Source organism: Limosilactobacillus coleohominis 101-4-CHN, from assembly GCF_000161935.1.
Taxonomy (GTDB): domain Bacteria; phylum Bacillota; class Bacilli; order Lactobacillales; family Lactobacillaceae; genus Limosilactobacillus; species Limosilactobacillus coleohominis_A.
In genome coordinates, this window is the sequence record NZ_GG698802.1 from 347107 (window position 1) to 359210 (window position 12104).

General features: G+C 42.7%; 11 protein-coding genes. 7 read left to right on the forward strand and 4 right to left on the reverse strand.

Features of this window, described 5'->3' with window-relative positions; all coding sequences use genetic code 11:
* Window positions 1-6 precede the first annotated feature (6 nt).
* From HMPREF0501_RS01775 to HMPREF0501_RS01785, 3 genes are all read left to right on the forward strand, one after another.
* Window positions 7-3000 (forward strand): mucin-binding protein, encoded by a 2994-nt coding sequence (locus HMPREF0501_RS01775; RefSeq protein ID WP_223206778.1) that lies wholly within the window; start codon window positions 7-9, stop codon window positions 2998-3000.
* A 281-nt stretch (window positions 3001-3281) separates the two neighbouring features.
* Window positions 3282-3548, forward strand: a complete 267-nt coding sequence (locus HMPREF0501_RS01780) for an ACT domain-containing protein (RefSeq protein WP_006916094.1) — start codon at window positions 3282-3284, stop codon at window positions 3546-3548.
* A 12-nt stretch (window positions 3549-3560) separates the two neighbouring features.
* Window positions 3561-4904, forward strand: coding sequence for a PFL family protein (locus tag HMPREF0501_RS01785; RefSeq protein ID WP_006916095.1), 1344 nt, complete (start codon window positions 3561-3563; stop codon window positions 4902-4904).
* A gap of 162 nt (window positions 4905-5066) precedes the next feature.
* Here the strand turns inward: HMPREF0501_RS01785 and HMPREF0501_RS01790 are convergent, their stop codons facing one another.
* Complete coding sequence (locus tag HMPREF0501_RS01790) at window positions 5067-5588, reverse strand: GNAT family N-acetyltransferase (protein WP_006916097.1); 522 nt, start codon at window positions 5586-5588, stop codon at window positions 5067-5069.
* Between the two features lie 135 nt (window positions 5589-5723).
* Between HMPREF0501_RS01790 and HMPREF0501_RS01795 the strand changes: the two genes are divergently transcribed.
* Window positions 5724-6581, forward strand: coding sequence for an alpha/beta hydrolase (locus tag HMPREF0501_RS01795; protein ID WP_006916099.1), 858 nt, complete (start codon window positions 5724-5726; stop codon window positions 6579-6581).
* A gap of 1 nt (window position 6582) precedes the next feature.
* Window positions 6583-7227: an endonuclease III domain-containing protein gene (locus HMPREF0501_RS01800; RefSeq protein WP_040455606.1), complete on the forward strand. Its 645-nt coding sequence runs from the start codon at window positions 6583-6585 to the stop codon at window positions 7225-7227.
* Here the strand turns inward: HMPREF0501_RS01800 and HMPREF0501_RS01805 are convergent.
* Complete coding sequence (locus tag HMPREF0501_RS01805; protein ID WP_006916102.1) at window positions 7213-8031, reverse strand: glycosyltransferase family 8 protein; 819 nt, start codon at window positions 8029-8031, stop codon at window positions 7213-7215. The two genes, HMPREF0501_RS01800 and HMPREF0501_RS01805, sit on opposite strands and share 15 nt — an antisense overlap.
* Before the next feature lie 101 nt (window positions 8032-8132).
* On the opposite strand from HMPREF0501_RS01805, the gene HMPREF0501_RS01810 reads away from it, so the two are divergent.
* A complete protein-coding gene (locus HMPREF0501_RS01810) occupies window positions 8133-8789 on the forward strand; it encodes an HD domain-containing protein (protein ID WP_006916103.1) in 657 nt (218 codons plus the stop codon).
* A 21-nt stretch (window positions 8790-8810) separates the two neighbouring features.
* Here HMPREF0501_RS01810 and HMPREF0501_RS01815 read toward each other — a convergent pair whose 3' ends face one another.
* Complete coding sequence (locus HMPREF0501_RS01815; protein WP_040455609.1) at window positions 8811-9347, reverse strand: hypothetical protein; 537 nt, start codon at window positions 9345-9347, stop codon at window positions 8811-8813.
* Window positions 9347-10222 (reverse strand): DegV family protein, encoded by an 876-nt coding sequence (locus tag HMPREF0501_RS01820; protein ID WP_006916105.1) that lies wholly within the window; start codon window positions 10220-10222, stop codon window positions 9347-9349. Before HMPREF0501_RS01820 ends, HMPREF0501_RS01815 begins: the two co-directional genes overlap by 1 nt.
* Before the next feature lie 192 nt (window positions 10223-10414).
* Between HMPREF0501_RS01820 and HMPREF0501_RS01825 the strand changes: the two genes are divergently transcribed.
* Window positions 10415-12100 carry an NFACT RNA binding domain-containing protein gene (locus HMPREF0501_RS01825; protein ID WP_006916106.1) on the forward strand — a complete coding sequence of 562 codons (1686 nt, stop codon included), beginning with the start codon at window positions 10415-10417 and terminating at the stop codon, window positions 12098-12100.
* Window positions 12101-12104: the final 4 nt, after the last annotated feature.

Consider the following 12104-nt stretch of genomic DNA (forward strand, 5'->3'; position numbering starts at 1 on the left):
TTGACCGTGCCAACTGGCTACCAGCTAACTTCAGGCAATCTACCAACCACGGTTACCATTCCGGACAACGATCAGACGGTTACAATTAATGTTAAAAAAGATCAACAAAAGGTCACCATTCAAGTAACGGGAAACAGTAGTATCTATTACGGCGATAGTAGCTGGCAGCAACTGCTTAAGGATAAATCTGTCCCGACCGGTTTCCATGTAACGATTACGGCAGCCGATGGAACAACTGAACCAGTTCAACTTACAGATGGCGATCTGGAAGTCCAAGGGACGCCGGGCAATGTTGGCTCCTATAAAGTTGTTCTCACTGCACAAGGTCTGCAAGATATTAAAGATCAACTGGGAACCGATGATTTTACCTATCCTGACCTTACCGCCGTTACAAGTTCAGCAACATTAGACATTCAAAAAGCCACCAAAGAGGTCATTTTAAACGGTGGTGGGTACAAGCCATACGATGGTACCAATGATCTGAGTGCTTTCCAAACACAATTTGGCCTTGCTGACAACAACACCAATAAGGTCACAGTATACAAATCTGATGGCACCCCAGTAACGCTTACCTTGCAAAAAGATGACGTTGTATTAACAAACGGTGAAAAGCCAATTAATGTCGGCTCTTATCCAGTGAAATTATCCGAAGATTTCATTAATAAAGTAAAAGTCGCTGATGGTAATAACGGTAATAACTATAATTGGAAATTTGGTACAGTTGCTGATTATCAAATTTATGCTGATGATGGCGTGGCTAAATTAAGTGGTCAAAATGCCAAAGTTTATAACGGTCAAGCTACGACAACGGCTGAAGTTAATAAAGATGGTAAGATTACCGTTCATGTGACGGCACCAGTTACGATCCAAGGTGACGAACCTGGCGAAAGTACTACCGTTAAGACGCTTGATTATGGCAACTACACCCTCCAAGATGGTGACTATACTTGGAATACTACCGATGGTAAGGCCCCAACTGATGGCGGAGTCTACACAATTGCCCTAAACAAGGACGCCATTGTAGCTCATCTCCAAGATTATCTGAACCAGAAAGCCGGAGTTGGCCAAGACAATCAACCAAACGTCACAATAAATGCTGATGGTCTTTCCGGTCAAGCAACGTTTACCATCAACACTACGAATACTTACAAATTTGTCGATACGGATAACAAGAACCAACTAATCAAATCAGATGTTAAAACTGGTTTGAAAGATCAATCCGAAGATATCACGCTCCAAATTCCCGAAAATTATGAACTGGTCTCTGGGGCATTGCCAACTAAAGCCACCTTTGGCCCTACAAACCAAACGATTACAATTAATTTGAAACATAAGCATTCCATCACGACCACGCCAGTAACCGTTACTCGAAAAGTAACGATTACTGAACCCGGTCAGAAGCCGCAGAGCCAAAGCCAAACGGTTACTTTCCAAAAGACGACTGATACTGATTTGGTAACGAAGCACCAAACCGAGACCTATGACCATGATACACAAAAATTAACGAGTGTGACCGTGCCAACCGTGCCTGGATATACCGCTAGTCAAACCTCTGTGCCCGAATTAACGGTTAAACCAACTGATCACCCTGCCGATGTTAACGTCACTTATACACCAAATCAGCAAACCGGTAACATCATTTACGTTGACCAAGATAATAATGGTCAACGAGTTGGCACAACTCCACTGACTGGTAAAACTGACGAATCAGTAACGATTACTCCACAAGCCCCAACTGGCTATCAGATCGTAGCTGGACAAGGCACGCCAAAGACTGAAAAAGCAACCGCCAACGGGATTCCTGATGTTACCGTTAAGGTTGAACACAAGACGGTTACGGTTCAACCAACTGATCCTAAGACACCAAGTGATAAGCTTCCGGACAATCCAAGTAAGAATTACCCATCTGGTGTTGCAAAGGATGATTTAAACAAGACGATCAAGCGGACCATCATAGTTAAGAAGCCTGATGGCAGTACGATTGATGCCAGTCAAGAGGTCCACCTAACTCGCACAGCAACCGTTGATGAAGTTACTGGTAAGGTTACCCAGTATGGTGACTGGACAACCTCATCATTTGACAAGTACACAACACCAACTGTTCCAGGCTACACACCAACCCAAGCCGAAGTTCCAAGTGTCGCTACGGTTGATGTCAATTACGTGGATCCAAAGATTGAGATTTCTTACACACCAAATGAACAAAATGGGAAGATTTCTTATGTTGATAATGGTAAAGAGATTGGCATTACTCCATTGACTGGTAAGACCGACGAAACGATCACCATCACGCCTAATATTCCTGCTGGGTACAAACTTGTCCCTGGACAGAATATTCCAAAGACGGAAAAAGCAACCCCTAATGGCATTCCAACTGTTACCATTCAAGTTGAACATCAAACCACAACTGTTCAACCAACTGATCCTAAGACACCTAATGATAAGCTCCCTGATAATCCGGGAAAGAATTATCCAACCGGGGTCGACTACAATGACCTTCATAAGACTATCAAGCGGACAATTACCGTCATTAAGCCTGATGGCTCCAAGATCGATGCTAGTCAAACGATTATCCTGACCCGCTCGGCAACGATTGATGAAGTTACGGGAACTGTCATTGGTTACAGTGATTGGACTACTGGTCACTTTGCGGCATACGATGCTCCAAAGATTTCAGGATACGTGGCTAGTCTAGCAGAAGTTCCAGCGATCGATGTTACTAGCGACTTTAGTGATCCCGACATCGTGATTACCTACACTGCCCTTCCAGCATCATCAACTGGTGACAGAATTAATCGGGAAGCAATTACGAATGGTAAATTGAATGATCAATTACCAACCCAATCCGAAGCTAACGACCAATCTGAAGCTAAACACCAAGCTGAATTACCACAAACTGGTAATACCAACGCTGATCAGTTAGCAACCCTTGGGTTATTAAGTGCCGGCCTCACAAGTTTATTTGGACTTGCTAGCTTACGGAAAAAGAAGCATAACTAATCCTCTCTAATAAGGATTAACCACCTAAATGATCTGCCATTTGGCAGGTCATTTTTTTGTATTTATCGGTAACGATCTAGCCGGTTTATAGGACTGCTGAGCGTTCTAGAGTCAAACTAAGGGTCACCTTTTGCATATTCAATAATGTTCGGATATTTTCTATGTATATCTTCAATTCAGCATTTCCAAGATAAATTGGCCATGATATCCGAATAATACCTAGAAAAGCAGACTCTAATATATTAAAATTATTTCAATTAAATGAAAGTGAGGAAAAATTAATGAAAGCTATTCTTACAGTTTTGGGTGAAGACCAAGTTGGGATTATCGCCCAGATTAGCACAGTCCTAGCAGATAAAAAAATCAACATTCTCGACGTATCACAAACCATCATGGACGGTAACTTCGTGATGATGATGTCTGTTCAAGTACCAGCGGCCCTCGATAGCCACCAGTTAAACACTGAATTTACTAAACTAGGAAAACAAATTGGCGTGGAAATTAACCTGCGGAACGCCAAACTTTATGATGCCATGCATAATCTTTAAAAGGAGGTCCCCATGAATTCACAGCAAATTTATGAAACTAGTCGAATGATCAATAATGAAAATTTAGATGTCCGAACCATTACGATGGGGATTTCATTACTCGACTGTATTGATAGTGACAGTGACCGCGCCTGTCAGAAAATTTATGAAAAGATTACCACTAAGGCTAAAGATCTTGTCAAAGTTGGCCAGCAAATTGAAGCTGAATATGGCATTCCCATCGCTAATAAGCGGGTCACGGTAACGCCAATTTCACTCATCGCCGCAGCCTCGCATGACCATGACTATGTAAAATATGCCAAGACACTCGACCGCGCTGCAAAAGCTTTGGGGATCGACTTTATCGGCGGTTACAGCGCGTTAGTCCAAAAAGGCTACCAAACTGGTGATAAGACACTGATTGCCTCCCTCCCGGAAGCACTATCTGAAACTGACTTTGTCTGCGCATCCGTCAACGTTGGGTCCACCCGTAGCGGAATTAACATGGATGCCGTTTCTCAAATGGGAAAAGTGGTCGTTGAGGGTGCCAAGCGCGATATGATGAACAACGCCAAATTAGTTATCTTCTGTAACGCCGTTGAAGACAACCCATTTATGGCTGGTGGTTTTCATGGGGTCAGTGAACCAGATGTTGTAATCAACGTTGGGGTTTCTGGACCCGGCGTAATCAAAAATGCTCTGGAAAAAGTTAAAGGGGCTTCAATGGATGTGGTAGCAGAAACCATCAAGAAGACCGCATTTAAAGTCACCCGGATGGGACAGTTAGTCGGTACCCTCGCCGCTGATCGACTAGGGGTGCAATTTGGGATTGTCGACCTTTCATTAGCCCCCACCGCAGCTGCTGGTGATTCAGTTGCTGAGGTGCTAGAAGAAATTGTGGTTGCGCAAGTGGGGACCCACGGTACTACGGCTGCATTAGCAATGCTCAACGATGCCGTTAAAAAAGGTGGCATTATGGCATGTAGCCATGTGGGTGGCTTGTCGGGTGCATTTATCCCCGTTTCTGAAGATGCGGGAATGATTGAAGCCGTGAATGCAGGAACCCTGAATATTTCAAAATTAGAGGCGATGACGGCAGTTTGTTCAGTTGGTCTCGACATGATTGCGTTTCCTGGTGACACACCGCAGGAAACGATTAGCGCAATGATTGCGGATGAAGCAGCGATTGGGATGATTAATAATAAAACCACTGCCGTGCGGGTCATTCCGGCACCGGGTAAAAAAGTTGGTGATGAAGTCAAGTTTGGTGGATTGCTTGGGCATGCCCCAGTAATGGCAGTTAACCCGGCAGTAAGTACCAATCTAATTCAACGTGGTGGATTGATTCCAGCACCAGTGCATAGTTTTAAGAATTAAAAATAGGGAGCGTGACAGAAGCCATTTAGGGCTTCGTTTTCACGCCCCCGCGAGCGCAAATAGGGCTCCAGAGTTCGGTTTGACCGAGCACTGGAGCCCATTTGCGTACCGCGCCATTCGTATTTCCATTTAGTAGAATTACTTATGACACGATCCCTTTGATTATTTAGTAAGCATTTCGTAAACATAGCTCGTTTCATCAGGACGGTAGACTCCATGAAGAGTGCCCACCCGCGTGAAACCATGTTTCGTAATTAGATGTTGCATTGCCTTATTATCTTCGTGAGTATCAATCCGAATGGATTCAATATCAGGCCGCTCATTCTTAATATGGTCAATCACAGCAACAAACAGTTTGGAAGCATACCCTTGACCAGCATGATCAGAATGAATCGCCACCCGGTGAATGGTTAAGTATGCATCAGTGTCTTTTAACCACTGGCCATCTAATTCATCATATGCATGGTCAGGAGCAGGCAGGATCGTAAACGTTCCCACAGTTTCATCATCGTCGGAATGAACTAAGTACGCAAAACCATTTTCAACGTCTTCTTTGACGTGTTGTGGATTAGGGTAGTCACCCTGCCATTGATCAATCCCCTTTTCGGCCAACTGATTGCGCCCGTCCTTTAGGATTTCAACAACGCGTTCGTAATCTGTCATTTGTGCTTTTTCAATGTGCATAATGCAACCCTCTTTCCTAATAATTTAATTCACAAGAAACCATTGTACACAAGTTTTGGGCAAATCTCAAATTTCTAACAAAAAGTAACCAAGCGGTTATATAATATTCATGAGATTATTAAAGGAGGGTTTAAATTGTCTAAATCAGCACGCTATAGTATTGCAACGATTATCATCATTATCATTTTAGGGATTGTTGGTGGCGCGTGGTACCAACACAAAAAATCTAGCAAATTTGTTCAGTCCACCACCCCAACCCTGTTTTTCCATGGCGGTGGCAGCAGTTATCATGCTGAAGAACATATGGTTAACGCCGCCAAAAAGGCTGGCGTTACTAAGACAGTGCTCCGTGCTAACGTTGCCAAAGATGGTCACGTGACATTACACGGCACCATGCATAAAAATTCCATTAACCCAATCGTGGAAGTTAATTATGAAGATAATCGCCAGTTAGACTTTAATAAGCACGGTGTTTGGGCCACCAATGTGGTCAAAGCACTGCAAAAACAATATGGGATTAAAAACATCAATATGGTGGGTCACTCACTCGGGAATATTTCCATCATTTATTATCTGCTCCAAAATGCGCAGAATAAATCAATGCCTAAACTCCGCAAACAGGTGGATATGGCTGGCCATTTCGATGGATTAGATTTCGCACAACTTCCAGCTGAGATTCGTCAACCACAAAATTTAAAGCTGGATCGCAACGGTAAGCCTAACCACATGAATGCCACATATCGGCAAATGACCAAACTTCGTTCAATCTATCCGACAAATCAAATTCGGGTACTAAACATTATCGGTAATATTGGTGGCAAAACCGATGGCACGGTCACAAACGTGTCATCTCTAAGTTTAAAGTATTTAGTTGCACAGCGGGCCAAGTCATATGAAGTTAAAACTTTCCACGGTAAATTAGCCCGTCATAGTAAACTTCACAGCAACCCAGCAGTAGATAAAGTGTTAATCCAATTCCTATGGGGTAAATAAAATGAAAATCACCTTGTACGAACTTTATCAGATGATGCTGCAACAAATGGGACCGACCGGTTGGTGGCCAGCTGATTCCAAAAATGAAATTATTTGTGAAGCGATCCTAATTCAAAATACCAATGCGGAAAATGCCGAGCGAGCCACCGCTAATTTACGCATCCAGACCGCTTTTGATGGCAATGCTTTACTTGATTTACCGTCAGCAAAACTAGAAAATCTGATTCGCCCAGCAGGGTTCTTTAAAAATAAGGGCAAGGCAATTCATAATTTCTTTGCTTGGTATCACCAGTTTAATTATCAACCTGAATTAGTGGTCCAGCGGTTTGGCAAAGATTTGCGCAAAAAGCTCCTAACGCTCCATGGGATTGGCAATGAAACTGCCGATGTTCTACTGACCTATGTCTTTGACCAGCCCACCTTTATTAGTGATAAATACGCCCGATCCCTCTTTACCCACTTGGGCATCAAAGGATTAAAAGATTATCAGTCCTTAGCACGACGTTGTCAACTAACGGTCGCATTTTCCCTAGCGGATGCCCAAGAATTTCACGGGTTAATCGATGAAATTGGTAAAAAATACCTGCGACGAACTGATCACTTTGCGGATAGTTTTCTTGATGATTACCAGCTAATCCTGCATTAATCGACTCGTCATTTGGAAATAATTTTTATATAGAGATGTAAAACGGCCATGGTTAGTAGTTGCTAACCATGGTTTTTGTCGTCCACAATAGTGCAGAATCACCGTGTTTTTAATCACCCAGTCTAGGGTACATTTACCAAGCGTAATTGTTTCATATACCCGGAGATTACGAGCATCAAAGTTATACAATTCATCCGGAACGGAAAGAATGTAGCGGCCATAAAGCGCGTTTAAAACATCCTGATCTGGTAACAGGAGAATATGGTCGCGAATATAGTCAAAAATGGCATTGGGATCAACTCGTCGGCGAATTTCATCTAAATTCATTAAGAGCACTCCCGAATTATAGTAGCCATCCGCATCAAAATTTTGTAGACGAATTTTATTAATCACATCCGTCGCATTCGTCAGATTGGTATGAATGGCAGAAGCATACATGTAATTCTGGAGATCAATTTCATAAAGCGGTCGCAAATCATTAATGCATAATAAATCTGCATCCAGGTACAAAATCCGGTGTAATTGCTTCGGCAAATAGAGATGCGCTAATAGCCGATAGTAAATTGTCGTGGGATAACGATCCGTAACCGGCGCATTTTTAAATGCACTTTCGGGAATCTCCACCTGGTGATAATGCATCCCTAATTTTTGACAACCGGCGGACAATTCAGCCGAATGAGTAAAATCCTTCGTCACAATGACGTACACATCAATATCATTTGCTGAAGAATTGAGGTAAATGGAGTATAAAACGGTTAGCAGTTGTTGATAAAAACGATCATCAATCGAAAATAGTAGGTTCATAGTATCCTCCTCATCAAGATTATTATACCGAAGGACTTGCCAATCGGAAACAGATGATTTACCCTTAATGCTAACTGGAATTAGAGAGGAAAGTAAAGATAATGGAACCAGCAGAGCAGCTCGATGCTGTGAAACACTATACGATTCAAAAACTCGGTATGGATCATACCGGCCACGGTCTTGATCACATTCGCCGAGTGGTTAAAATGACCAAACGGCTGGCTAAGGATGAACAAGTCGATGAATTTATCGCTACTGCAGCCGCTTACTTACATGACACGATTGATGAAAAACTAGTCATGAGTGTCAAAGAAGCCCAAGATGAACTGCGGGAATTTTTGCGCAAAATTGATTTTACCCAAAATCAAATTCACGCAGTCATGGCAATTATTACTCAAATGTCGTTTGCTGATACTTTAGATGGTGAACGACCGACGTTATCACCCGAAGGCCAGGTGGTTCAAGACGCCGACTGGCTCGATGCCATTGGCGGAATTGGGATTGTCCGGGCCATCTATTTCGGTGGCAAGCATGGTGAACGGATTTATGATCCAGAAATGGCACCACGGGAAAACATGACGCGTGATGATTACCGCGACCTCCGTCACGAAACCATTATTAATCATTTTTACGAAAAGTTATTAAAAATTAAACCAATGTTAAATACCAAGGCCGCCCAACAAATCGCCGCCCATCGTCAGCAAGTTATGCTTGACTTCCTCGATGAATTTAAAGATGAATGGGCATCAATCCGCTAAAAAAATAATCAGGAGTAAAATTTACTCCTGATTATTTTTTTCAACTACTTCTGTATAGTGACGTAGCCACAACGTTAATGGTGGAATTAATAAACAATCGAGCAACCCATTGAGTAAGGCCGCTGGTAACCCCATTCCCAATATCATTGTAAAATCGTCCCATTTACTTGTAATCAATAAGGCCTGCACAAATACGACTGCTAACATCCCAACGAACTGGCACAGCCCCGCAATCAGGCCAAAATTGATGGCCTCCGTATGACTCATATGAACCGTCAACGGCGTTTGCCAACGCAGAATCATTGAAACGACCAATAAACTAAGTAAGATTGGCACCACGATTGCCCAATTATGAATATTTAATAACAGCATGGTAACCGCCACTACCACCAAGGTACTATAACTTTGCAACAGGTTCATCCCTAAGGCAATAATAATCACCATGATACCGGCAATTTGAACCGTCACGGCTCCCGTTGGCAATGGATAATGCCATTGCACAAAACATAGGAGTACTGCGAAAACAGTTAGTCCGGACCATAACCCCCATTTTTTCATTATAATGGCTTCTTTCTGGTATCCTGCATCCACCCTAGCGCAAGAGCTCCTTGACCAAGGTGGACACCAATGACTGGACCAAAATATGACAATTCAAAATCAATGTCAGGATGTTTCTCTTGCAAATCAGCAAGCCACTTTTGCCCTGCCTCTTCAGCTGCGGCGTGGAAAACGTATGCCCGAACCGGATAATCAGTCTTCGCTAGGGATTCATCAAAAATCTGTTCAACCCGAAGCTTTGCTTTCTTCATTGAGCGCACCTTTTCAAACGCCTCAATTGCATGGTTGGGATTATCAAATGACAATAATGGCTTAATGCGCAAAATGGAACCAACAAAAGCTGACGCGTTAGATAAACGACCACCCCGTACCAGATTTTGTAAATCGTCAACTACAAAATCGTCATGAATGGTTGCTCGTAACTTGGTTAATTTATCGACGATGGTATCTACATCATCACCCTGGTCGACAAGTTTTGCGGCTTCAATCGCAATTTGCCCCATCAACTTAACCGTGATTTGCGAATCAAATGGCACAATCTTGATGGTGTCTTTCATCTGCTCCGCGAGCAATTGGATGTTATTTAAAAAGCCAGAAATACTCTTCGCCAAGTGAATACTAATAACCGCATCATAGCCTTCGTCTGCCAACTTTTGGTACAATGCCATCATTTCACCAATTGGTGGCTGCGAGGTACTTGGAAAGGTTTTTGAGGTTTTTAATTCACGATAAAAATCTTCTGTCGTGATGTCAACGCCCTCTTGATAATCTTTACCGTCAATCGTAAACGGGATCGGGACGACATGGATATGATAATCCGCAACTTCCTTTGCGGTTAAGTATGCTGTACTGTCGGTAACAACCGCAATTTTCATTGTTATTTCCTCCAAATATGATTTTCAAAATGATTTTAATGTAAATAATTGCTTTATTTTTGAACTCAATAATACTAAAAAAATACCATATCTTGCTTGATATGACAATCATTAATTAGCTTACAGTGTTTTACTGGATTCGTCAAAAAAGGTATAATAGCACGTAAATGTCTAAAAAGGAGGATCTACCCAATGGCTTTTGATGGTTTTTTTACCCATGCAATGGTTAAAGAACTCAATGATACATTACAAACTGGTCGAGTGATGCGCGTTAATCAGCCGTATCCAGCCGAAATGGTGATGGTTGTACGGGCACACCGCCATAATTACTCATTACTGGTTTCTGCGAACCCATCCTACCCCCGAGTCCAACTAACCACCATTCCTTATCAAAATCCGGCAGTGCCAAGTAATTTTGCGATGACAATGCGCAAATACCTTGAAGGGGCCATTATCGAATCAATCGAACAGGTTGAAAACGACCGAATTGTGAAAATTAACTTTACCAACCGCGATGAACTCGGTGATAACCAAAAATTGGTTATTTATATTGAAATTATGGCCCGCCATAGTAATGTTTCGTTAGTCAGTGAACCCAATTGCAAAATTATTGAGACAATTAAACATGTTGGTTCAGACCAAAACCGGGTCCGAATCCTATTGCCGGGAGCACCATTTGTGATGCCACCAAAACAAGAACGAACCAATCCCTACCTGCCTAACCAAAAGTATTCTGATCTCGTTCGTCAATATCAAAAAGATCTTGATGGTCTGGCACATGCCCTTCAGCAAACCTACCAAGGATTGGCACCAGCAACGGCTCACGAATTAGCCAGTGAGCTGTTGACCGCTGATAACCTGCCAACTGCTTATGAACAGTTTATTAATCACTTCAACCACCCAACACCAACCATTCTTACCAATGACCATGGTAAGAAGTCATTCATGGCCTTTCCGCCAGTTGATCATCAAGGTTCACTGCAAACATTTCCGACTTTAAGTGCCATGCTTGATACCTTTTACGCCCAAAAAGCGGAAAGCGACCGGACAAAGGAACTCGCTGGACAAGTTTTAAAAGTTGTTAAGAACGAACTCAAAAAAGATCGTCGCAAGGTAAAAAAGCTGCATCACCAACTCTCTGAAGCTGCGGATGCAGACTATTACCGGGTCCGGGGTGAAATTTTGACCACCTTTATGGGCAAAGTTAAGGCCGGGATGACTGACATTGATCTGCCGAACTTCTACGATAATAACCAGCCGTTACATATTAAGCTAGCACCGGAGCTTTCCCCATCTAAGAACGCCCAAAAATACTTTACCAAGTACGATAAACTGAAGGACTCCGTTGCGTACGTGAATGAGCAATTAGCACTGACACAAAAGGAAATCGACTACTTTGAAAATATATTGAGCCAAATTGAAATTGCCTCCCCCGCCGATGTTCAAGATATTAAGGTCGAACTCCAAGAACAGGGCTACATTAAACAACGGAATAAAGGTAAGAAGAAGCGTAAAGTTCGTACCAGCAAGCCAGAAGAATTTCATGCTAGTGACGGGACAACCATTTTGGTTGGTAAAAATAATTTGCAAAATGATCGCTTAAGTTTTAAGACCGCTAATAAGAATGAATTTTGGTTCCACGTTAAGGATATACCGGGCTCTCACGTAATCGTCCGGAGTACAGCACCAACAAACGAAACGATTCAAGAGGCCGCAGAGCTGGCCGCCTATTTCTCCAAGGGACGTAATTCGGATCACGTTCCAGTGGACTACCTACGGGTCAAACAACTGCATAAGCCAAATGGTGCTAAGCCTGGTTTCGTTATTTTTCGGGGGCAGAAAACACTGAGCGTGACTCCTAAATTATTACAAAAATAAAGGA